This is a genomic window from Ramlibacter sp. AN1015 (genome assembly GCF_037726105.1).
GTDB lineage: Bacteria > Pseudomonadota > Gammaproteobacteria > Burkholderiales > Burkholderiaceae_C > Ramlibacter.
Genome location: NZ_JBBJUM010000010.1, coordinates 143,612 through 165,527 on the forward strand (window position 1 = coordinate 143,612; position 21,916 = coordinate 165,527).

The window sequence follows — 21,916 nt, forward strand, 5'->3', positions numbered from 1 at the left end:
CGAGCGGCATGGTTCCCCACCTCATCACGGCCCTGAGCGGCCCCATCAACGAGCTCGAGCAGCGCATCCTCGAGTCGATGCCGGCCATCGAGCGGTGGTTCCGGCTGGAGTGGATGGAGCACACGCCACCCTTCTACAGCTCGGTCGATGTGCGCAACGCGGGCTTCAAGCTGGCCCCGGTCGACACCAGCCTGTTCCCGCGCGGCTGGAACCACCTCACCCAGGACATGCTGCCGCTGGCGGTGCAGGCTGCCATGGCGGCCATCGAGAAGATCTGCCCGGAAGCCAAGAACCTGCTGGTCATCCCCGAGAACCACACCCGCAACACCTTCTACCTGAGCAACATCGCCCAGCTGCAGCGCATCTTCCACATGGCGGGGCTGAACGTGCGCGTGGGCTCGGTCGATCCGGACATCAAGGAGCCGACGCGCATCGACATTCCGGGCGGCGAGACGCTGTGCCTGGAGCCGGTCGTGCGCAGCAAGTACCGCTTGGGGCTGAAGGACTTCGATCCCTGCACGATCCTGCTCAACAACGATCTGTCCGCGGGGGCGCCCGGCATCCTCGAAGACCTGCACGAGCAGTACCTGCTGCCGCCCTTGCATGCCGGCTGGACGGTACGTCGCAAAAGCCGGCACTTCCAGAGCTACGACGAAGTCGCCAAGCGTTTCGGCAAGATGCTGGGGATCGATCCCTGGCTCATCAATCCGATGTTCAACCGCTGCGGCGAGCTGGACCACACCAGCGACGAGGGGCTGGAGTGCCTGCGCACCAACGTCGATGCGCTGCTCGGGCGGATCCGCAAGAAGTACAAGGAATACGGCATCAACGAGAAGCCCTTCGTCATCGTCAAGGCAGACAACGCCGCCGAAGGCGCGGGCATCATGACCGTGCGGGACGTCAAGGACCTCGACCAGCCGGTGCCTGCGCGCAGGGGCCGCGGCAAGGACGCGTCGGCGCCGGCGGCCGCGACCGGGATGCGCGAGGTGATCATCCAGGAAGGCGTGCTCACCAACGAGCGCATGCACGAAGCCGTTGCCGAGCCGGTGGTCTACATGATGGATCGGTACGTTGTGGGCGGCTTCTATCGGGTACACGCCGAGCGCGGTGTCGATGAGAACCTGAACGCGCCGGGCGCGAGCTATGTGCCGCTCGCGTTCGCCGAGAGCACGCGCCTGCCGCAGCCGGGCCAGAAGCCGGGCGCCAGCGCACCTAACCGCTTCTACATGTACGGGGTGATCGGCCGCCTGGCCATGCTGGCGGCCAGCTACGAGCTGGAAGCGACCGACCCGGAGGCGGAAATCTACGACTGAGGCGACGATCCCGTCGGAGCGCGCTGCGGTTGCTGCGTTGCAACATTCCTGGCGTCTCGGCTTTTGTTGCAGGCGCACAATAGCGCCTCCGTATTCCGCCCCACCCGCCCGATCGGCGCATGGGCTTCCTTCGTGCAACGCAACAAGTCCTCGCTCGCGGCCCTGACTCTCGGCGCCATCGGCGTCGTATATGGCGACATCGGCACCAGTGTGCTGTATGCCCTCAAGGAAGTGTTCAACTCCGGACACGTTCCCTTCACGACCGGCAACGTATACGGGATCCTGTCGATCCTGTTCTGGACGCTCACCCTCATCGTCTCGCTCAAGTACGTGGTGCTGGTGCTGCGCGCCGACAACCACGGCGAGGGCGGCCTGGTCGCGATGCTGGCGCTGGCCTCGCAGGCCGTGAAAGACCGGCCGCAGCTGCGCGGCGTGCTGCTGGCGATCGGCATCTTCGGCACCTGTCTCTTCTATGGGGACGGCGTCATCACGCCGGCGATCTCGGTGCTTTCGGCGGTGGAGGGCCTGGAGGTGGTGTCTCCGCGCTTTTCGGGCTTCGTGATCCCGCTGACGCTGCTGATCCTGCTGTGCCTGTTCGCAGTCCAGAAGCGCGGAACTGCCGGCATCGGGCGCTTTTTCGGCCCGATCACCCTGCTGTGGTTCGGCGTGCTGGCCGTGCTCGGCGTCGCCAACATCCTGCGACACCCCGAAATCCTGCAGGCACTCGGCCCGCACCATGCGCTGGGTTTCGTGCTCGCGAACCCGGGCACCACCTTCATCATCCTGGGCGCCGTGGTGCTGGTCGTCACCGGCGCCGAGGCGCTCTATGCAGACCTCGGCCATTTCGGCAAGAAACCGATCCGGCTCGCCTGGTTTTCGGTGGTCATGCCGGCGCTGACGCTCAACTACTTCGGCCAGGGCGCCCTGCTGCTGGAGCGACCGGAGGCGGTGAAGAACCCGTTCTACCTCATGGCGCCCGAATGGGCGCTGCTGCCGCTGGTGGGGCTGGCCACCGCCGCGACGGTGATCGCCTCGCAGGCCCTGATCACCGGCGCTTTCAGCGTCACCAAGCAGGTCATCCAGCTGGGCTATCTGCCGCGCCTGAACGTGCAGCACACCAGCGTGCGCGAGGCCGGCCAGATCTACCTTCCCTTCGTGAACTGGGGCCTCTTCGTGGCCATCGTGCTGGCGGTGGTGCTGTTCCGCTCGTCGAGCAACCTGGCGGCGGCCTATGGCATTGCCGTCACGCTGGACATGCTGATCACGACTACGCTCACCTTCTTCGTGATCCGCTACGGCTGGAACCTGCCCTTGTGGCTGTGCCTCGCCTCCACCGGCCTGTTCTTCGCCATCGATGCCGCCTTTTTCGCCTCCAACATGCTCAAGCTGCTGGACGGCGGCTGGTTCCCCCTCGCCATCGGCGGCGGCATCTTCGTGCTGATGATGACCTGGAAGAACGGGCGCGCGCTGCTCAACAAGTCGCTGCAGGCAGACGCCATCGACCTGCGCGGCTTTCTCGACTCGGTCTTCGTGAGCCCGCCCACGCGGGTGCAGGGCACGGCCGTGTTCCTTACTGCCGAAGAGGGTGCGGTGCCGAACGCGCTGCTGCACAACCTCAAGCACAACAAGGTGCTGCACGAGCAGAACCTGTTCGTCACGGTGCGCAGCCACGAGGTGCCCTGGATCGGCATGAGCCGCCGGCTCGAGGTGGAGGCGCTGGGACACGACTGCTGGCAGGTGATCGTGCACTATGGCTTCAAGAACGATCCCGACGTGCCCCGTGCGCTCGAGCTCATGGGCAAGCGCGGTTGCGGGCTCGATCCGATGACCACCAGCTATTTCCTGTCGCGTGACGTGGTCGTGCCCGCCATCGGCAGCGGCATGGCGCCGTGGCGCGAGAAACTGTTCGCCCAGATGCACCGCAACGCCAGCGCCGCAGCCGACTTCCTGAAGCTGCCGAACAACTCCGTGGTGGAGCTGGGTTCCAAGATCTCCCTCTGAAGCCGATGAACATCCTCTTTGTCGCCGATCCGCTCGAGTCCTTCAAGATTGCGAAGGACACCACCTTCTCCATGATGCGCGAGGCGCAGCGGCGCGGACACCGCATCGCAGTGTGCGAGCCGCGCCACCTGAACTGGCGCTCCGGCGGCGAGGTCGATGCGCAGGTGCGGGAGATCACGCTCACCGGCGACGCGCCGGTCTGGTTCACGGAGTCGGGCAGGCCGCGGCGCGCGCTACGTACCTTCGACGCCGTGCTGATGCGCAAGGACCCGCCTTTCGACAGCGAGTTCTTCTACGCCACGCACCTTCTCGAGCAGGCCGAGCGTGAAGGGGCGCGGGTGTTCAACCGGCCGGCCGCGCTGCGCGACCACCCCGAGAAGCTGGCAGTGATGGAGTTCCCGCGCTTCGTCAGCCCCACCCTGGTCACGCGCGATCCGGCCGAGGTGCGGCGTTTCCACGCCGAGCACGGCGACATCATCCTCAAGCCGCTGGACGGCATGGGCGGCACGGGCATCTTCCGGGTGCGCGCCGACGGTCTCAACCTCGGCTCGATCACCGAGACGCTCAACGGCAACGGCACCACCACGCTGATGGTGCAGCGCTTCGTGCCCGAGATCAGCGACGGCGACAAGCGCGTGCTGGTGATCGGCGGCAAGCCGGTTCCGCACAGTCTGGCGCGCATCCCGCAGGGCAGCGAGGTGCGCGGCAACCTCGCTGCGGGCGGCAAGGGCGTGGCGCGGCCGCTGTCCGCGCGGGACGGCGAGATCGCCGAGGCGCTCGGGCCGGTGCTGGCGGCGCGCGGCCTGCTGCTCGTGGGTCTCGACGTGATCGGCGACTGGCTGACCGAGATCAACGTCACCAGTCCGACCTGCTTCCAGGAGATCACCGAACAGACAGGCTTCGACGTGCCGGCCATGTTCGTGGATGCGCTGGAGGCGGCGCTCGCGACGCGCTGAGCCGCTCGCGAGCGCCGCGCTGCCGGCGGGTTGGTGCCCTCAGCCGACGCGTACGCCGTCGGCGAACACCCGCAGCTCGCCCGGCTGGAACTGCGTCCAGGGCTCGTTCGTGGTGAGCGGCGCCGTCACCACCACCGCCACCCGGTCCTGCGGCGTCGTGTGGCGGGCGAAATCGACCGCGAGGTCCTCGTCGGCGAGCTGGGCGTGGGCGAAGGGGTGCCGGCGTTCGAGATAGAAGAGGTTGCTGGAGCAGTGCGCCCACAGCGCCTTGCCGTTGGACAGCAGGAAGTTGAAGGTGCCGTGGCGTGCCACGCGCGGCGTCAGCTCGCGCAGCGTCAGGGTGAGTTCCTCGACGCTCGGCACACCGGCATGGGACTTCCATATTTCCTGCATCAGCCAGCAGAAGGCGCGCTCGCTGTCGGTGTCGCCCACCGCCTGGAAGTTGCCGTGCAGCCGCGGATGGAAATCCTTCAGGTCCCCGTTGTGCGCGAAGACCCAGTACCTGCCCCACAGCTCACGCACGAAAGGATGGCAGTTCTCCAGCGCGACCACGCCCTGCGTTGCGTTGCGGATGTGGGCGATCACCGTGCGGCTCTTGATCGGGTACTCGCGGATGAGCGTGGCCACCGGCGAGTTCGATGCGGGCTGGTGATCGACGAAGTGCCTGACGCCCTTGCCCTCGAAAAAGGCGATGCCCCAGCCGTCGGCGTGGTGATCGGTGCGTCCGCCACGCTGGGCGAAGCCCGAGAAGCTGAAGGTCACGTCCGTGGGCGTGTTGCAGTTCATTCCGAGCAGCTGGCACATGGCCACGATTGTGGCCGCCCCGGGCGCGTTCAGGCGTTCGGTGTGCTGCCCTCGGTGCTGCGGTCGGCCCCACGCGCACAGGTGGGGCAGATGCAGGCCCGCAGGCGGGCCGGCTCCGGCACGCGCTCCAGCAGCGCGGCGCCGAACGTCACCCCGGTGCACCAGCAGGGCGGCTGCGCCTCGCCGGTGAGGCGCTCCCGCTCCATGGCGCAGAGATTGTCCGCGCCGCAGAGCGGGCAGCGCTCCGGCGAAATCGGTGCGGGAGCTGAGGGGGCGGGTTCTACGGGTGGCATGACGCCACGCTAGCAGATACCGCACAGGTCTTGCGATTTGCCGGTCGAGGGCGCCGCGGCACCACGCCAGAGCTCCGGGTCGATCGCGAAGGGGTGGAGGGGGGCCGGAGCGGACGCCGGTGCAAGGCGTCTCGATGCAAGGCCGGGGTGCATGGCTGCACGCCCTCGTGCAAGCGCCTCAAGAGGACTGCGCAGCGTGCGTTGGCGGGGCTGGCGTATCGACGCGCAGCAGGCCCGTGCGCACCATGTGTTCGAGGGTGCGCCGCGTCATCGCATGGGGATGTCCATGGGCGCTGCAGAACATGAACTGGCGGTGGTTGCTGTCCACCCAGTCCAGGCGTGCACGCAACCACTGGTGATCGCAGTACAGCTCGACCCAGGTGCCGGCGCGCAGGCCCTCGAGGGCGGTGCCGGCATCGACCACCTCGAGCCCGGCGCCGACGTGCCGCCGGGTGGCGCAAAGCTCGAGCGCGGGGCGATGCAGGTCCTCCAGCAGCGCGAAGAAGGCGGTGTCTTGTTCGGGTGCGCGGCCCAGGAGGGCCAACCCCTGCCGCAGCTGCTGCAACAGCTGCGGGATGGCGGCTACGAGGCGCGCCGGCCGGCGCAGGGTGGCGTCGCGGCGGATGCTCCACAGCAGCGTGTCCACCGTGGCATCGAGCGTCGCGCAGGTTTTCTCCGACGACGACGAGAGCTGCGCGTGGGCCAGCACCATGGCCCAGACCTGCAGCAGGAAATCCTGGACGGCTTCGGGCGCCGAACGCAGGTCGGGTCGCTGGACCAGATCGATGGCGATCTGTTCGGCGAGTGCCTGCCGCTGCCGCAGGAAGTCGGCCGCATCGGAAATCAGGGAGTCGTTGGCCGAGCGGCTGCTGGCAAAGCGCTCGCGGTTCGCGGCGGTGCGAGCTGCGGGCGCGCTTGCCGGCGCCGCGGCTGCCGTGCGCCAGGCACGCGCCGGAAACCGAACGAAGGAGAGGAGATGCACCGCAGCCATCGGCCGAGTGTAGAAACGCGGGCGGTTGCGCCACCCGGCCTACCCTGGGAGATCTGACAAGCCGTCAGCGGAATGTCCGCGATTGTCTGCTTCAGGTGCCGGCCTTGTAGCGCAGCCGCCAGGCATGCAGCAGCGGCTCGGTATAGCCCGAGGGCTGCTCGCGCCCCTTGAACACCAGGTCGAGCGCGGCGCGGAAGGCGTACGACGTCTCCCAGTGTTCCGCCATGGGTTTGTAGAGCGGATCGCCTGCGTTCTGCCGATCGACCACGGCCGCCATCCGGCGGAAGCTCTCGTGCACCTGCTCGGGCGTGACCACCCCATGGTGCAGCCAGTTGGCGATGTGCTGGCTGGAGATGCGCAGCGTCGCACGGTCCTCCATCAGGCCGACGTTGTGGATGTCCGGCACCTTGGAGCAGCCCACGCCCTGGTCGATCCAGCGCACCACGTAGCCCAGGATGCCCTGCACGTTGTTGTCCAGCTCCTGCTGGCGCTCCTCGGGCGACCATCGGGGCTCGGCCACCACCGGCACCTGCAGCAGCCCCGCCAGCAGCGTGTCGCGCTCGGCTTCGGCGGAGGTCTTCTCCATCTCGCGCTGCACGGCGAAGACATCGACTTCGAGGTAGTGCAGGGCATGCAGCGTCGCCGCCGTCGGCGAAGGCACCCAGGCCGTGTTGGCGCCGGCGCGGGGATGGGCGATCTTCTGCTCGAGCATCGCCGCCATCTTGTCCGGCATGGCCCACATGCCTTTGCCGATCTGCGCCCGACCGCGCAGGCCGCACGAGAGGCCGACCAGCACGTTGTTGCGCTCGTAGGCCTCGATCCAGGCGCTCGACTTCATGTCGCCCTTGCGCAGCATGGGGCCGGCGAGCATGGCCGTATGCATTTCGTCGCCGGTGCGGTCGAGAAAGCCGGTGTTGATGAAAGCCACGCGTGCGGCGGCTTCGGCGATGCACGCCTGCAGGTTGACGCTGGTGCGGCGTTCCTCGTCCATGATGCCCAGCTTCACCGTGTTGGGTGCGAGCCCCAGCAGCTGCTCGACGCGGGCGAACAAGGTGTTGGCGAAAGCCACTTCGCGCGGCCCGTGCATCTTCGGCTTGACGATGTAGACCGAGCCGGTGCGCGAGTTGCGGATGCCGTGGGCGCCGTGCCCCTGCAGGTCGTGCAGCGCGATGGCGGTGGTGATGACCGCGTCCATGATGCCCTCGGGGATCTCGCGTCCCTCGCCCCACAGGATGGCCGGATTGGTCATCAGGTGGCCGACGTTGCGCAGGAACAGCAGCGAGCGCCCGTGCAGCCGCACCTCGCCCCCGCCGTCGGGAGCGGTGTAGATGCGGTCGGGATTGAGGCCGCGGGTGAAGCTGCGACCGCCTTTGCTGACCTCCTCGGTGAGCGTTCCCAGCAGGATGCCCAGCCAGTTGCGGTAGGCCAGCAGCTTGTCCTGTGCATCGACCGCCGCAACGGAATCTTCCAGGTCGAGGATGGTGGACAGCGCCGACTCCACGATCAGGTCGCTCACGCCGGCGGGGTCGGCGGCGCCGATCGGCTGCTGAGGGTCGATGCGCAGCTCCAGGTGCAGGCCGTGGTGGCGCAGCAGGACGGCGCTCGGCGCGTCGGCCGCGCCCTGGAAGCCGACAAAGCGCTCCGGGTGCTGCAGTCCGGTGCGCGTGCCCCCCTTCAGCGACACCGCCAGCTGGCCGCCCTCGATGGCATAGCCGGTCGCGTCGGCGTGCGAGCCCTGCGCCAGCGGGGCCGCGCGGTCGAGCACACGGCGAGCGTAGGCGATCACGCGTGCGCCGCGCTGCTCGTTGTAGCCCGGCCCGCGGTCGGCGCCGTCCGACTCGGGAATCGCATCGGTGCCGTACAGCGCGTCGTAGAGCGAGCCCCAGCGGGCATTGGCGGCATTGAGCGCGTAGCGGGCGTTGAGGATCGGCACCACGAGTTGCGGGCCGGCCTGCAGCGCGAGTTCGGCGTCCACGTTGTCGGTGGTCGCGCGCGTGCCGGCCGGCTGCGGCACCAGATAGCCGATGCCTTCGAGGAATGCGCGGTAGGCCGGCAGGTCGCGCACCGGTCCGGGATGCGCCTGGTGCCAGGTGTCCAGCGCCTGCTGCAGGTGCTCGCGCTCGGCCAGCAGGGCCGCGTTCTGCGGTGCGAGCTCGTGCACCAGGGCGTCGAAGCCCTTCCAGAAAGCGGCCGCCTCGACGCCGGTGCCGGGAAGCACCTGCTCGTCGATGAAGCGCGCCAGCGCGGCGTCGATCTGCAGGCCGTGGCGGGTGATGCGTTGGTTCATGGTGGTGTCCTCGATCTGAAAATCAGTGGAAATGGGTAAGCACGTCCCGCAGGCTGCTGCCGACGTGGGTGGGCGCGGTGCCGAGCTCCTCGAAGGGCAACCCGTTACGGTTCACCCACAGCGTGCGGTAGCCGAACCAGGTGGCGGCCAGCGCATCCCAGGCGTTGCTGCTCACGAACAGCACCTGCGGCGCCGCCAGCCCGGTCGCGCGGGTGCCGAGCGCGTACGCCGACGGGTGGGTCTTGTAGCGGCGCACCGCATCGACGCTCAGCACGTGGTCGAGCAGGTCTTCCAGTCCCGCGCTGCGCACCGCCACGCCCAGCATCTGCGGGTCGCCGTTGGACAGGATGCCGGTCGGAACGCCGCGCGCCTTCAGCGCCTGGAGGACGGCGCGGTTTTCGGGAAAGGCCGACAGGTGCCGGTACTGGTTCATCAGCTGCTGCTCGGTCGCCGGGGCGAGCTCCAGATGCAGCCGCTTGCATGCGTGGCGCAGGGCGGCCTGCGTGAGCTCCCAGAACGGGCGGTAGTGCGCGCCGTCGTCGCTGCTGGTGACCAGGTGGGTGTATTCGATCTGCTTGTCGCGCCACGTCACCGCCAGCGCCTGCCCCTGCCCAGGAAACAGCTGCTCGGCGAGCGAGGCAACGCTGTACACGTCGAACAGCGTGCCATAGGCGTCGAAGAGGACTGCGCGGGGAGGGATCATCGCGAGCGACTCTATTGCAACCCCTGGAGATAATGAAGCCGTCAATCCGGCAAAGTATCTGTGACAGAAACATAGCTAATCGCATTCGCCCATGGACCAGCTCAAGCAGTTGCAGACCTTCGTCTCGGTGGCCGCCCGCGGCAGCCTGTCGGCGGCTGCCAGGGCCGAGGGCGTTGCCCCGGCCCTGATCGGGCGCCGCATCGACGCCCTGGAGGAGCGGCTGGGCGTGAAGCTGCTGGTGCGCACCACCCGGCGCCTGGCCCTGACGCACGAGGGCAGCGCATTCCTGGAGGACTGCCAGCGGGTGCTGGCCGACCTGGCCAATGCGGAGGCGAGCGTCAGCGCCGGCGGCGTCAAGGCCAGCGGGCACCTGCGCATCACCGCGCCTGCGGGTTTCGGGCGTCGGCATGTCGCGCCGCTGGTGCCGGCGTTCCGGCAACTGCACGCCGAGGTCAGCGTGTCCCTGAACCTCAGCGACCGGGTGGTGGACCTCGCAACCGAGGGCTACGACTGCGCGGTGCGTGTCGGCGACTTCCCCGACTCCTCGCTCGTGAGCGTGCGCCTGGCCGAGAACCGTCGGCTGTGCGTCGCCGCGCCCGAGTACCTGCGGGTGCACGGCACGCCGCGCACGCCGGCCGACCTGGGCCGGCACCGGTGCCTCGGCCTGTCCAGCGATGCATCCCAGAGCCGCGGCTGGGCCTTCCAGGAGGACGGCCGGGTGCTGCACCTGCGCCCGGGCGGACCGCTGGATTGCTCGGACGGCCAGGTCCTGCATGCCTGGTGCCTGCAGGGGCAAGGCATCGCCTGGCGCAGCACCTGGGAGGTGCAGGGCGACATCGCCAGTGGCCGGCTGGTGGAGGTGCTGGCGCCCTATGCCGCCGCGCCCAACGGCATCTATGCGGTGTTTCCGCAGCGCCGCCATCTTCCGTTGCGGGTGCGGCTGTGGATCGACTTTCTCAAGCACCACTACAGCCAGCCGGCATTCTGGCGTGCGGAGGCGGAGGCGGAGGCGGAGGCCGGCGCTGGTAGCGGTGGCGGTAGCGGTGGCGGTGGCGGTGGCGGCGCGTCGCGCTAAGGGTTCCGGGGTGCGCCGCGACCCGCCGAGGGCCCGGGCCGGCGGCTCCGGCTTCGCGCCAGAACGCGCAGCAGGCACGTCCGGCGCTCGCGGCGGCCCCGATGAGCGGCCCGTAAAATCCGGCGATGCTCCTCGTCACACAAGAACTGCTCGGCGATCTCAGCGCCGGGCTGGAACGGCTGCAGCCCGGCGCGGGCACCAGGGCAGCGTTCGAATCGCCCAAGGCGGCGGCCCACGGGGACCTCGCCTGCACCGCCGCGATGCAGCTGGCCAAAGGCCTCAAGCAGAACCCCCGCCAGCTCGCCGAATCCCTGCGCGAAGACCTGCGCCTGCGGCCGGCGTTCGCCCGCTGGGTGGAAGCCATCGAGATCGCGGGGCCGGGTTTCATCAACATCCGCCTCACGCCGGCCGCCAAGCAGCAGGTGGTGCGCGAAGTGCTCGCCGCCGGTGCCGACTACGGGCGCCAGCCGGCCAGCGGGCGGCGCATGATGGTCGAGTTCGTCTCGGCCAACCCGACGGGGCCGCTGCACGTCGGCCACGGCCGCCAGGCGGCGCTCGGTGATGCCATCTGCAACCTCTACGCGAGCCAGGGTTGGCAGGTGCACCGCGAGTTCTATTACAACGACGCGGGCGTGCAGATCGAGACGCTGGCGCGTTCGACCCAGCTGCGCGCCAAGGGGCTGAAGCCGGGCGATGCCGGCTGGCCCGAGGCGGCCTACAACGGCGACTACATCGCCGACATCGCGGCCGATTTCCTCGCGCGCAAGACCGTGCGCGCCGACGACCGGGTGTTCACCGCGTCCGGCGACGTCGAAGACCTCGAGGGCATCCGCCAGTTCGCCGTGGCCTACCTGCGCCACGAGCAGGACCTGGACCTGCAGGCCTTCTCGGTGCGCTTCGACCACTACTACCTCGAGTCCAGCCTCTACACCAGCGGCAAGGTGGCCGACGCCGTGCGCCGCCTCCAGGAGGCGGGCAAGACCTACGAGCAGGACGGCGCGCTGTGGCTGCGCTCGACCGACTACGGCGACGACAAGGACCGCGTCATGCGCAAGTCCGACGGCGGCTACACCTACTTCGTGCCCGACGTCGCCTACCACATCACCAAGTGGGAGCGTGGCTTCGAGAAGGTGGTGAACATCCAGGGCACCGACCACCACGGCACCATCGCGCGCGTGCGCGCCGGCCTGCAGGCGGCCGGAGTCGGCATCCCGCCCGGCTACCCCGATTACGTGCTCCACACCATGGTGCGCGTGATGCGCGGCGGCGAGGAGGTGAAGATCTCCAAGCGCGCCGGCAGCTACGTCACGCTGCGCGACCTGATCGACTGGACCAGCAAGGACGCGGTGCGTTTCTTCCTGCTCTCGCGCAAGCCCGACACCGAGTACGTGTTCGACGTCGATCTGGCGCTGGCGCAGAACAACGACAACCCCGTCTATTACGTGCAATACGCGCACGCCCGCATCTGCTCGGTACTGGCGGCTTGGGGCGGCGAGGCCGCGAGCCTGCGCGAGGCCGACCTGGCACCGCTGGACAGCGCCCCCGCGCAGGCGCTGATGCTGGTGCTCGCGCGCTACCCGGCCATGCTCTCGTCCGCCGCCGCCGACTTCGCGCCGCACGACGTGACCTTCTACCTGCGCGAACTGGCCGCCGCCTACCACAGCTACTACGACAGCGAGCGCATCCTGGTCGATGACGAAGCGGTCAAGCGGGCACGCCTCGCGCTGGTGGCTGCGTGCGCGCAGGTATTGCACAATGGTCTGGCAATGCTGGGCGTCAGTGCCCCGCAGAAGATGTGATCGGCAGGACGTTTCAAGTGAACAAGCAGCAGCAACGCGGCAACACCTTTGTCGGCATCATCATCGGCGTGGTGCTCGGACTGGGCGCGGCGCTCGCCGTGGCGGTGTACGTCACCAAGGTGCCGGTGCCCTTCATGAACAAGAGCCAGATCCGCACGCCCGAGCAGGACGCCGCCGAGTCGCGCAAGAACGAGAACTGGGATCCGAACGCGCCTTTGTACGGCAAGAACCCCGCTCGCCCCCAGACCCAGGCTGCGACGCCGGCATCTTCCGCGGTCCAGCCCGCCACCGTTGCGCCGGCGCCGTCGGCTGCTGCCGCCGCGCGGGTTCCGGCGCAGGGCGATCCGCTGGGCGAGCTCGCCAGCGCGCGGGCGGCCACGGCGGCGGTCGATCCGTTCATCTACTTCGTGCAGGCCGGCGCGTTCCGCACCGCCGAGGACGCCGAAACACAGCGGGCACGACTCTCGCTGATGGGGTTGGAGGCCCGTGTGACCGAGCGCGAGCAGTCTGGCCGGCAGGTGTTCCGGGTGCGCGTGGGGCCCTTCGAGCGCAGGGAGGACGCCGACCGCAGCAAGGCGCGCCTGGAAGCCAGCGGCTTCGAATCCGCGCTCGTGCGCGTGCAGCGCTGAGGCGCACACCACCTGTTCCACGCACCCAGGATTTGCCCATGAACCGACGTGACTTCTCCGCTGCAGCCTTGGCGTTCGGCGCGGCCACCCTGCCTCTAGGCGCCTTGGCACAGCGCGTGCCCCGCGAGGGGGCGGATTACCGCCGGCTCGGCCGGCGCGTGCCGACGGCAGCGCCGGCCGGCAAGATCGAGGTGGTCGAGTTTTTCTGGTACAGCTGTCCGCATTGCAACGCCTTCGAGCCCCAGCTCGTCACCTGGGCCGCCGCCTTGCCGCCCGACGTGGTGTTGCGCCGCGTGCCCGTCGCGTTCCGGGCCGACTTCGTTCCTCAGCAGAAGCTGTTCTACACGCTGCAGGCGATGGGCAAGCTCGAGGAAATGCACGGCAAGGTGTTCCACGCGATCCACATGGAGCGCCAGCCCACCAACCGGCCGGAGACCATCCTCGCCTGGGCCGAGAAGCAGGGGCTCGATACCAAACGATTCCAGGACATCTTCCAGTCCGATGCCGTCGCAGCCCAGGCCCAGCAGGCGGTCCAGCTGCAGGACGCCTATGGCGTCGAGGGTGTTCCGGCTCTGGGTGTGGCCGGGCGCTTCTATACCGACGGCAGCATGGCTGGCACGCTGACCCGTTCGCTGAACGTGGCCGACTTCCTGATCGGCGAAGCACGCAAGCCCGCCTGAAGACTGCTCCGCCGCCAGCCAGCCCCGTGGGGCCCCGGGGTATGCCGGGGCGCCCTCGGGCGCCACGAGACCCGTGGCTACAATGCGCACGCAAGATTCGTGCCCTATGAAACAACACTTCCTGACCCTGGTGCTGGCCCTGGCCGCGGCGACCGGCGCGTCATCGGCTGTCGCCGAGCGCGCCGACCGCGACATGCCCATGAACATCGAGGCCGACGCGCTGCGCTATGACGACCTGCGCCAGACCAGCGTGTTCACCGGTCGGGTGGTTGCCACCAAGGGCACCATCGTGGTCCGGGGCAATCGCATCGAGGTGCGCCAGGACCCGGAGGGCAATCAGTACGCGCTCGTGACGGCCGAGCCCGGCCAGCGCGCCTTCTGGCGCCAGAAGCGCGAGGGCGTGGACGAGTTCATCGAAGGCGAGGGCGAATCCATCGAATACGACGGCCGCGCCGATCGCGTCAAGTTCATCGGGCGTGCCGTCATGCGGCGCTATCAGGGTGCCACGCTCGCAGACGAGACCTCCGGCAACCTGATCACCTACGACAACACCACCGACGTCTTCACCGTGGACGGGGGCAAGACCGCCGCCGGTGCCACGCCCGCGAATCCGGGCGGGCGCGTGCGCGCCGTTCTGGCGCCTCGCTCGTCGGAGGCATCGACGAAGCCGCCGGCCGGCGCGCCGGCGACACCCGCTGCACCGCTGCGTCCGAGTGGCACGCTGCGCCAGGAGCGCCGGTGAGCGACGAGGCCAGCGCCTTCGCGCCGGTGGCCGGTGCGTCGTACGGGGCCGCGGCGCCCGGTGACGGCGGCAGCCGCCTGGAGGCCCGCCACCTGCAGAAAAGCTACGGCAGCCGCAAGGTGGTCAAGGATGTGACCCTGTCCGTGGCCAAGGGCGAGGTCGTCGGCCTGCTCGGCCCCAACGGTGCGGGCAAGACCACCTCGTTCTACATGATCGTGGGGCTGGTCCGGGCCGATGGCGGAGAGATCACCATCGACGGCCGGGCGGTCGAGGGCATGCCGATCCATCGGCGCTCGCGGCTGGGCTTGTCCTACCTGCCGCAGGAAGCCTCGATATTCCGGCGCCTGAACGTCGAGGACAACGTGCGCGCGGTGCTGGAACTGCAGCGCGATGCCGATGGCCGTTCGCTCACGCGCGCCGAGATCGAGCTGCGCCTGACTGACCTGCTGCAGGACCTGCGGGTGGAGCACCTGCGCGCCTCGCCGTCCGTGGCGCTGTCCGGTGGCGAGCGGCGCCGCGTCGAGATCGCCCGCGCGCTGGCGACGCAGCCGCGCTTCATCCTGCTGGACGAGCCCTTCGCCGGCATCGACCCCATTGCGGTGATCGAGATCCAGCGGATCATCGGCTTCCTCAAGTCGCGCGGCATTGGCGTGCTGATCACCGACCACAACGTGCGCGAGACGCTCGGCATCTGCGATCACGCCTACATCATCAGCGACGGGCGCGTGCTCGCCCAGGGCACGCCCGACGAGATCGTGAACAACGCCGACGTGCGGCGCGTCTACCTCGGCGAGCACTTCCGGATGTAGCCCATGAAGCAGGGCCTTTCCCTCCGGGTGTCGCAGCACCTGGCGCTGACGCCGCAGCTGCAGCAGTCGATTCGCCTGCTGCAGCTGTCCACGCTGGAGCTCTCGCAGGAAGTCGAGCAGATGCTCGACGACAACCCCTTCCTCGAGCTGGCGCAGGACGAGGTCCCGCGCGAGGAGTTCGGCATCGCGCGGGCCGACGCGCCCGCGCAGGACGACGCGGACGGCGACGTTCCCACGGGTGCGGGCGAGGGCGATGGCGATGCCGCCGCCGAGGCCCTCCCGACCGACTGGGACGGCGATGGCAGCACCGAGATGGTCCCCGACGATGGCGAGTGGGGCATGGAGGCTCCCGCGCGGCGCCACGACAACGACGGCGACACGCCGGATGCCACCGAGCTCGCGCGCGGCGGCGAGACCTTGCAGCAGTTCCTGCACCGGCAGGCGCTGTCGCTGCGCCTGTGCGACGAGGATGCCGCCGCCCTGCGCTTCCTGATCGAGTCGCTCAACGACGACGGCTTGCTCGACGAACCGCTGGAATCGCTTGCCGCATCGCTCGCGCCGGACGACCTGGCGCAGCAGGAGGAGCTGGTCCATCACTTCACGGTGGCCCTGCGGCTGCTGCAGCACCTGGAGCCGGTGGGCGTCGGCGCGCGCGACCTGGCCGAGTGCCTGCGCCTTCAGCTGGCGGCCCTGGGTCCCGATGCGGCCGAGCCCGGTGCCGTGGCGGCGGCCCTGGCCGCCTGCGGCCACCCGATGGAGCTGCTGGCGCGGCGCGATTTCAAGCGCCTGGCCCAGCTCACCGGCGAGAGCGAGGCGCGGCTGCGCTCTGCGCTGACGCTGATCGCCCGCCTCGAGCCCAAGCCGGGCCGGCGCTTCGTCGATGTCGAGCGCAACGTCGTGGTGCCCGATGTGATCGTCACGCGCCTGGGTCGTCCGGGGCAGCACCGGTTTCGCGTGCAGCTCAATGCCGACGTGATGCCGCGGCTGCGCGTGCACGAGCTGTATGCCGGTGCGCTCAAGGCCCAGCGCGGCGAGCGCCACCAGGGGCTGCAGCAGCGGCTGCAGGAGGCTCGCTGGTTCATCAAGAACATCCAGCAGCGCTTCGACACCATCCTGCGTGTGTCCAACGCCATCGTCGAGCGCCAGAAGAACTTCTTCGTGCACGGCGAGTTGGCCATGCGGCCGCTGGTGCTGCGCGAGATCGCCGACGAGCTGGGGCTGCACGAATCCACGATCTCGCGTGTTACCACCGCGAAGTACATGTCCACGCCTTACGGCACCTTCGAGCTCAAGTACTTCTTCGGCTCGGCCCTGGGAACGGAGACCGGAGGCAACGCCTCGAGCACCGCGGTGCGCGCGCTGATCCGGCAGTTCATCGCCGGCGAGGACACGCGCAAGCCGCTGTCCGACAGCCAGCTGTCCGAGATGCTCAAGGAGCAGGGCATCGAATGCGCGCGCCGTACGGTGGCGAAATACCGGGAGGCGCTGCGCCTCGCGCCGGCCAACCTGCGCAAGGCGCTTTAGCAAACCGAGCGCTTGCGCGCCCCATTTCCATGAACGACCTTCAGCTTTTCCTGCCCTGCGCCGCCGGCGTCGAGGACACCCTGGCCGACGAGGTGCACGCGCTGTGCGGCCTGTCCGGCGACGACCTGCTCGTGGGGCGCGGCGGCGTGGTGCTGCGTGCCGCGTGGCGCGACGCCATGCGGCTGAACCTGCACAGCCGGCTGGCGCAGCGTGTGCTGGTGCAGCTCTCGCAGACGCCGTACCGGTCCGAGGACGACCTGTACGAGGCCGCGACGGCGGTCGCCTGGGAGGCGTGGTTCACCGCGCGCCAGCGGTTCAAGGTCGAGATCACCGCACAGCACAGCCCGCTCAAGAGCCTGAACTTCGCCGCACTGCGCATCAAGGACGCCGTGGCCGATCGCTTCCGCGACCGCGCCGGCGTGCGCCCGGACGTGGATACGCAGCGCCCCGATGTGCGGCTGTACGTGCACCTGACCTCGAGTGACTGCACCCTCTACATGGACACCTCCGGCGAGCCGCTGTTCAAGCGCGGCTGGCGCGAGGACAAGGGCGAGGCGCCGCTGAAGGAGACACTGGCCGCCGCCATGATCGCGGCCAGTGGCTGGGATGCCTGCGTGCCGCTCTACGACCCCTGCTGCGGCAGCGGCACGATCGCCATCGAAGCCGCGCAGCGCGCCTGCAACATCGCGCCGGGCCTGCTGCGCCGCTTCGGCTTCGAACGGCTGCTCCCGCACGACGCTGCGGCCTGGGCCGCACTCAAGGAAGAGGCAATGCAGATGCGTCGGCCCGCCACCGTGACGGTGCACGGCAGCGACGTGTCGTTCCGCATGGTCGATTTCGCGCAGCGCAACGCGGAACGCGCGGGCGTCGCCGACGCCGTGCAGTTCCGTGGCGGCGACGCGCTCCAGCGCATGCCGCCAAGTGCGCAGCCGGGCGTCATGCTGGTCAACCCGCCCTATGGCGAGCGCATCGAGACGGCGGGCATCGCCGGCCGCACGCAGGGCGGGCGCGAGCGGGCCCAGACCGACGAGGGCGGCGATTTCTTCGCGCAGCTGGCGGCGCACTGGAAAAGGCACTACGCGGGCTGGACCGCCTGGGTGCTCACGCCCGATCTCAAGCTGCCCTCGCGCATGCGGCTGAAGGAATCGCGCCGCGTGCCCCTGTGGAATGGCCCGATCGAATGCCGACTGTTCCGCTTCGACATGGTCGCCGGCTCCGCTCGCTCGCGCGAGGCACAACCGTGAGTACAGGCGTGGAGCCCCGCGCGAACGTGGTGATCGACACCAACGTCGTGCTCGATGCCTTCGTGTTCGGCGACGCGCAGGCCCAGCCGCTGCTGGAGGGGTTGCGCCAGCAGCGCCTGCGCTGGCTCGCGACCGAGGCCATGCGCAGCGAACTCGTCCGCGTGCTGGACTACGCGTGCATCGCTGCGCGGCTCGACGCCGGCGCAAGCGATGCAGCCGAGGTGCTGCGCCGCTTCGATGCCGCGGCCACACTGGTGCCCCCGCCCGCCAAAGCCGCGCCCACCTGCGCCGACCCCGACGATCAGAAGTTCGTCGATCTGGCCGTCGCCTTCGGCGCCACCCTCCTGAGCAAGGACCGCGCGGTGCTGGCCCTGCGGCGCCGCCTGGCGCCGTGGAGCGTCACCGTCGTCGCGGCGCTGCCCGCATGCGCCGCAGAGCCGGCAGCCTCCACCGGGCCGGCGCACTACCCGGGAGCAACGCAGCACGCAGCGCCGACCCAGCACGACGGCCGGGCGGAGCGCGCGAAATTCGTGCAGCCTGCGCACTCCGCACACGGCCCCCAGGTCTAACCGCCCGCACCCGCCCCCACCGTCCGCACCACTCCCGCAGCTTGTCGCCACGCCATCATGACTACCCAGCCAGACCCCACGGCCAGCACCCCTGCCGTCCTCGGCCCCGACGATTTCGATGCGCAGGACGCGGTGCTGGATGCGCTGCGCGAGCACGACGAGTTCACCCCCGACTGGGAGTTCTGCGAAGGCTTCCTCACGGCGCTGGTGTGTTGCCGCCGCCCGATCGCCCCCGAGGAGTACTGGCCGGTGCTGCTCGGTGAGAGCTTTCGGCCGATGGAGCACATGGAGTTCGTCTGGCGCTGGAAGCGCCGCTGGCAGGAGGTGGAGGCTGCGCTGGACGCCGAGGTGGAGCTGCTGGAAGACGAGCGCACCCTGCAGCCCGAAGTGCTGGACGTGCGCGGCGCGGTGCTGGCGCTGCCGCCGCAGGAGCGGGGCGACGCCCGGCTCGAGGACTTGCCCTCCTTCGCCGAGCACTGGGCCCAGGGCTTTCTGCACGCGGTGCAATCCTGGCCCGAGGAGTGGGCCGCGCCGCGCGACCGGGAGGCGGCGCAGATGCTGCAGGAGGCCCTGGAGGCGATCGCCCGCCTGGCCGAACCCGACACCGGCGCGCCGGCCGTGTCGATGCACACCGAAGACGGCCCGCCCAGCGTCAGCGAGCGCCGTCTCGACGAGTTCGGCGAAGCGGTGTGGTCCGCCTACGACCTGCGCATGCTGTGGCGCAGCCTCGGACCCCGTACCGAAGCGCTGCGCCGCGAGGCCGGTCCGGGGCGCAACGATCCCTGCCCCTGCGGCAGCGGCAAGAAGTTCAAGAAGTGCCACGGCGCCTGAGGCAGGGTGGCCCGTTCGTTGCTGCCGAAAAGGTCTAGGCGGCGCTGCGCTCCAGCAACTCCACCAGCCGCGCGAGCGCGTGTGCCACGGTCGCGGCCCGGATGCCGGCGCGGTCGCCTTCAAAGATGCAGCGTTCGCTGCTCAGGCGTCCATCGACCACGAAGCCGAACCAGACCGTGCCCACCGGCTTGTCGGCACTGCCACCGCCGGGCCCGGCGATGCCGGTCACGGCAACGCCCACCTGCGCCCGTGCGTGCCGCACCGCGCCGTGCGCCATCGCGCGCGCCACGACCTCGCTGACTGCGCCGTGCTGGTCGATCCACCGGGCATCGACGCCCAGCAACTCCGTCTTGGACTCGTTCGAGTACGTGACGAAGCCGCGCTCGTACCAGGCGCTCGATCCGGCGCGGTCGGTGCATGCCGCAGCGATCAGGCCGCCGGTGCAGCTTTCGGCCGTAGCCAGCATCCAGCCCCGCGCGGTCAGGAGCTCGGCCAGGCGTTCGATGGGGGGCGGCCGCAGCGACGGTGCGTTCATGCGAGGGCCCGCCAGGCGGCGATGGTCAGCAGGGTGCAGAAGGCCGCGACCAGGTCGTCGAACAGCACGCCGAGCCCGCCGCGCCAGCCCCAGCCGTGGAACAGTCCGTCGGCCCATGCGACCGGCCCGGGCTTGACGGCGTCGTAGAAGCGGAACAGCGCGAAGGCGGCGCACTGGGCCGCAAAGCCCGCGGGCATCACCAGCCAGAGCACGATCCAGAAGGCGACGATTTCGTCCCACACGACGTTTCCGGGGTCGCAGCTGCCCAGGTTGCGGGCCGTCACCGCGCAAGCCCACCAGCCGATGCCGAGCGCGCCCAGGATGATCCATCCGAGGGCCGCGGCGGGCAGCCAGGCCTGCAGCGCCACGAAGCTGAGCCAGCCCCACAGGGTGCCGGCGGTACCCGGTGCGACCGGCGCGAGCCCGGCGCCGAAGCCGAGCGCGATGGCGTGCGCCGGATGCGCAAACGTGAATGCGAGCGTGGCATGGCGCTGCGTGGCTGGTGCGGCAGCCGCTGGTGACGGCGATGCAAAGCCGCTGTCGATCACCTCGGCCGCCGGTGCGAGCGGAGTCAGCGTCATCGGCAGCTCCCGTAGCGGGCGCGGAAGGCGCGTGGCTCGATCGCGCCGGGGCGGGCCCACACGCCACGGCGCGCGGCGCGCGCCTGCCGCTCCTGCGCGGCGTAGCGGCTTGCCGGTCCCCGCGCAGCCGCCCAGGCATGGCCATGCGCCACCAGCCATGCGCCGACGTCGGGCTGCCCTTCGGTGCCTACCTGCGCCAGCACCCGCTGGTAGGCGTCGCGGCCGCGCGTGTGCAGCAGCACCGGCCGGCCCAGCACCCCGCGTGCCAGCGCCTCGCGTGCGGCCGCACCGCCGCGCTGGCACAGCTCGGGTGCGTCGATGCCCAGCAGCCGAACCGGGCGTGCGGCCCCGCCGCGGGCCGGCCGCACCCAGATCGAGTCGCCGTCGGTGACGTGGCTGACCGTACCCCGCAGCACGCGCTGTGCGGCGGCGGCATCGCCGGCGGCGCCGAAGCTGAGCGCGAGCAGCAGCAGGAGCAGCGGCAGCAGTCCGGCAGCCGTGTGCAGGCGCAGCAGGACGCGGCGGCGCGGGCCGGAGTCAGGCGAAATGGTCGAAGGAGGCATGGTTCAGGGAAAGTGGCCGGCCCTGCGCATCCAGCACGCGCAAGCCGGGATCGGCCTCGATGCGGCCGATGCGCCGCACGGAGGTTGCGCACTGTGCAGCGGCGTCCTGCACGGCACCGCGGTGCTGCGGCGCCGCGGTGAACACCAGTTCGTAGTCGTCGCCGCCGGACAGCGCCAGCGCGAGCGCCTCGGCCTCGCCCACGCCGTCGCGGACCGCCAGCAGCGCCCGGACGGCTTCGGCCTCGATGCACGCGCCCACGCCCGAGCGGCGAAGGATGTGCCCGAGGTCGCCCGCGAGACCGTCGCTCACGTCGGCGGCGGCGCTGGCCAGCCCGCGCAGCGCGAGCCCGAGGGCCACGCGCGGCGTGGGCTGCTCCAGCCGGTTGCGCGCCGCCTCGAAGGCAGCGGACGGCAGGCCCACGCGGCCGCGGAACACCTCCAGCGCCAGCCGCGCGTCGCCCAGGCTTCCACTGACCCAGACGTCGTCGCCGGGGCGGGCGCCGGAGCGCAGCAGTGCCTGCCCGGCCGGCACCTCGCCGAACACGGTGATGCAGATCGACAGCGGGCCGCGGGTCGTGTCCCCGCCGACGAGTTCGCAGCCGTGGGCGTCTGCCAGGCCCAGCAGCCCGCGGGAAAAAGGCTCCAGCCAGTCGGGGTCGGCCTGCGGCAGGCTCAGCGCCAGGGTGAACGCCAGCGGCTCGGCGCCGCAAGCCGCCAGGTCGCTGAGGTTGACCGCCAGGCACTTGTGTCCCAGCCGGTGCGGATCCACCGTCGAGAGGAAATGGCGCCCTTCGATGAGCAGGTCGGTCGATACCGCCAGCTGCATGCCCGCACGCGGCGCGAGCAGCGCACAGTCGTCTCCGACGCCCAGGGGGCTGCGCCGCGCGGCGCGCGTGAAGAAACGAGCGATGACGTCGAATTCACCCATGCAAGCGCGCAGCATAGCCGCAGCCGTCCCAGCCGCAGCGCCCGTCGGCGGACGGCTTG

At 70.0% G+C, this 21,916-nt stretch carries 22 protein-coding genes; 13 read left to right on the top strand and 9 right to left on the bottom strand.

Features of this window, described 5'->3' with window-relative positions:
* The first annotated feature begins 8 nt into the window (after nucleotides 1–8).
* From gshA to gshB, 3 genes are all read left to right on the top strand, one after another.
* The gene (gene gshA, locus WG922_RS16525; protein ID WP_340283863.1) at nucleotides 9–1,313 is read left to right on the top strand and encodes a glutamate--cysteine ligase; all 1,305 of its coding nucleotides are present in this window, start codon (nucleotides 9–11) and stop codon (nucleotides 1,311–1,313) included.
* Nucleotides 1,314–1,445: 132 nt separating this feature from the next.
* Entirely contained in the window at nucleotides 1,446–3,314 is a 1,869-nt protein-coding gene (locus WG922_RS16530) for a potassium transporter Kup (protein WP_340283864.1), read from the top strand.
* 5 nt (nucleotides 3,315–3,319) lie between these two features.
* On the top strand, nucleotides 3,320–4,270 hold the full coding sequence (gshB, locus tag WG922_RS16535; RefSeq protein WP_340283865.1) for a glutathione synthase: 951 nt from the start codon (nucleotides 3,320–3,322) through the stop codon (nucleotides 4,268–4,270).
* Between the two features lie 39 nt (nucleotides 4,271–4,309).
* Here gshB and WG922_RS16540 read toward each other — a convergent pair whose 3' ends face one another.
* The 5 genes from WG922_RS16540 to WG922_RS16560 all read right to left on the bottom strand — a co-directional run bounded on the left by WG922_RS16540 (nucleotide 4,310) and on the right by WG922_RS16560 (nucleotide 9,348).
* Nucleotides 4,310–5,074 (bottom strand): class II glutamine amidotransferase, encoded by a 765-nt coding sequence (locus WG922_RS16540; protein ID WP_340283867.1) that lies wholly within the window; start codon nucleotides 5,072–5,074, stop codon nucleotides 4,310–4,312.
* 29 nt (nucleotides 5,075–5,103) lie between these two features.
* On the bottom strand, nucleotides 5,104–5,367 hold the full coding sequence (locus tag WG922_RS16545) for a cysteine-rich CWC family protein (RefSeq protein WP_340283868.1): 264 nt from the start codon (nucleotides 5,365–5,367) through the stop codon (nucleotides 5,104–5,106).
* Nucleotides 5,368–5,545: 178 nt separating this feature from the next.
* On the bottom strand, nucleotides 5,546–6,358 hold the full coding sequence (locus WG922_RS16550; RefSeq protein WP_340283869.1) for a DUF1631 family protein: 813 nt from the start codon (nucleotides 6,356–6,358) through the stop codon (nucleotides 5,546–5,548).
* Nucleotides 6,359–6,449: 91 nt separating this feature from the next.
* Nucleotides 6,450–8,645, bottom strand: a complete 2,196-nt coding sequence (locus WG922_RS16555; RefSeq protein ID WP_340283870.1) for a malate synthase G — start codon at nucleotides 8,643–8,645, stop codon at nucleotides 6,450–6,452.
* A 22-nt stretch (nucleotides 8,646–8,667) separates the two neighbouring features.
* A complete protein-coding gene (locus WG922_RS16560; RefSeq protein WP_340283871.1) occupies nucleotides 8,668–9,348 on the bottom strand; it encodes a haloacid dehalogenase type II in 681 nt (226 codons plus the stop codon).
* Between the two features lie 91 nt (nucleotides 9,349–9,439).
* Between WG922_RS16560 and WG922_RS16565 the strand changes: the two genes are divergently transcribed.
* The 10 genes from WG922_RS16565 to WG922_RS16610 all read left to right on the top strand — a co-directional run bounded on the left by WG922_RS16565 (nucleotide 9,440) and on the right by WG922_RS16610 (nucleotide 19,250).
* On the top strand, nucleotides 9,440–10,423 hold the full coding sequence (locus WG922_RS16565) for a LysR family transcriptional regulator (protein WP_340283872.1): 984 nt from the start codon (nucleotides 9,440–9,442) through the stop codon (nucleotides 10,421–10,423).
* A gap of 125 nt (nucleotides 10,424–10,548) precedes the next feature.
* Nucleotides 10,549–12,222: an arginine--tRNA ligase gene (argS, locus tag WG922_RS16570; protein WP_340283873.1), complete on the top strand. Its 1,674-nt coding sequence runs from the start codon at nucleotides 10,549–10,551 to the stop codon at nucleotides 12,220–12,222.
* 17 nt (nucleotides 12,223–12,239) lie between these two features.
* A complete protein-coding gene (locus WG922_RS16575) occupies nucleotides 12,240–12,851 on the top strand; it encodes an SPOR domain-containing protein (protein ID WP_340283874.1) in 612 nt (203 codons plus the stop codon).
* Nucleotides 12,852–12,889: 38 nt separating this feature from the next.
* On the top strand, nucleotides 12,890–13,531 hold the full coding sequence (locus WG922_RS16580; RefSeq protein WP_340283875.1) for a thiol:disulfide interchange protein DsbA/DsbL: 642 nt from the start codon (nucleotides 12,890–12,892) through the stop codon (nucleotides 13,529–13,531).
* 106 nt (nucleotides 13,532–13,637) lie between these two features.
* A complete protein-coding gene (gene lptA, locus WG922_RS16585; RefSeq protein ID WP_340283876.1) occupies nucleotides 13,638–14,273 on the top strand; it encodes a lipopolysaccharide transport periplasmic protein LptA in 636 nt (211 codons plus the stop codon).
* A gap of 26 nt (nucleotides 14,274–14,299) precedes the next feature.
* Complete coding sequence (lptB, locus tag WG922_RS16590) at nucleotides 14,300–15,082, top strand: LPS export ABC transporter ATP-binding protein (RefSeq protein ID WP_340283907.1); 783 nt, start codon at nucleotides 14,300–14,302, stop codon at nucleotides 15,080–15,082.
* Nucleotides 15,083–15,085: 3 nt separating this feature from the next.
* Complete coding sequence (gene rpoN, locus WG922_RS16595; RefSeq protein WP_340283877.1) at nucleotides 15,086–16,606, top strand: RNA polymerase factor sigma-54; 1,521 nt, start codon at nucleotides 15,086–15,088, stop codon at nucleotides 16,604–16,606.
* Nucleotides 16,607–16,635: 29 nt separating this feature from the next.
* Entirely contained in the window at nucleotides 16,636–17,850 is a 1,215-nt protein-coding gene (locus tag WG922_RS16600; RefSeq protein WP_340283879.1) for a THUMP domain-containing class I SAM-dependent RNA methyltransferase, read from the top strand.
* Entirely contained in the window at nucleotides 17,847–18,419 is a 573-nt protein-coding gene (locus WG922_RS16605) for a putative toxin-antitoxin system toxin component, PIN family (protein WP_340283880.1), read from the top strand. The genes WG922_RS16600 and WG922_RS16605 overlap by 4 nt, the downstream gene beginning before the upstream one ends.
* Before the next feature lie 57 nt (nucleotides 18,420–18,476).
* Nucleotides 18,477–19,250, top strand: a complete 774-nt coding sequence (locus WG922_RS16610) for a UPF0149 family protein (RefSeq protein WP_340283881.1) — start codon at nucleotides 18,477–18,479, stop codon at nucleotides 19,248–19,250.
* Between the two features lie 34 nt (nucleotides 19,251–19,284).
* On the opposite strand, the gene WG922_RS16615 is transcribed toward WG922_RS16610, so the two are convergent.
* Genes WG922_RS16615 through thiL form a run of 4 tightly spaced genes read right to left on the bottom strand, consistent with a single transcriptional unit; the run spans nucleotide 19,285 to nucleotide 21,857 of the window.
* The gene (locus WG922_RS16615) at nucleotides 19,285–19,785 is read right to left on the bottom strand and encodes a CinA family protein (protein ID WP_340283882.1); all 501 of its coding nucleotides are present in this window, start codon (nucleotides 19,783–19,785) and stop codon (nucleotides 19,285–19,287) included.
* A complete protein-coding gene (locus tag WG922_RS16620; RefSeq protein ID WP_340283883.1) occupies nucleotides 19,782–20,366 on the bottom strand; it encodes a phosphatidylglycerophosphatase A family protein in 585 nt (194 codons plus the stop codon). Before WG922_RS16620 ends, WG922_RS16615 begins: the two co-directional genes overlap by 4 nt.
* Entirely contained in the window at nucleotides 20,363–20,929 is a 567-nt protein-coding gene (locus tag WG922_RS16625; RefSeq protein WP_340283884.1) for a thermonuclease family protein, read from the bottom strand. Before WG922_RS16625 ends, WG922_RS16620 begins: the two co-directional genes overlap by 4 nt.
* Entirely contained in the window at nucleotides 20,904–21,857 is a 954-nt protein-coding gene (gene thiL, locus WG922_RS16630) for a thiamine-phosphate kinase (protein ID WP_340283885.1), read from the bottom strand. Before thiL ends, WG922_RS16625 begins: the two co-directional genes overlap by 26 nt.
* Nucleotides 21,858–21,916: the final 59 nt, after the last annotated feature.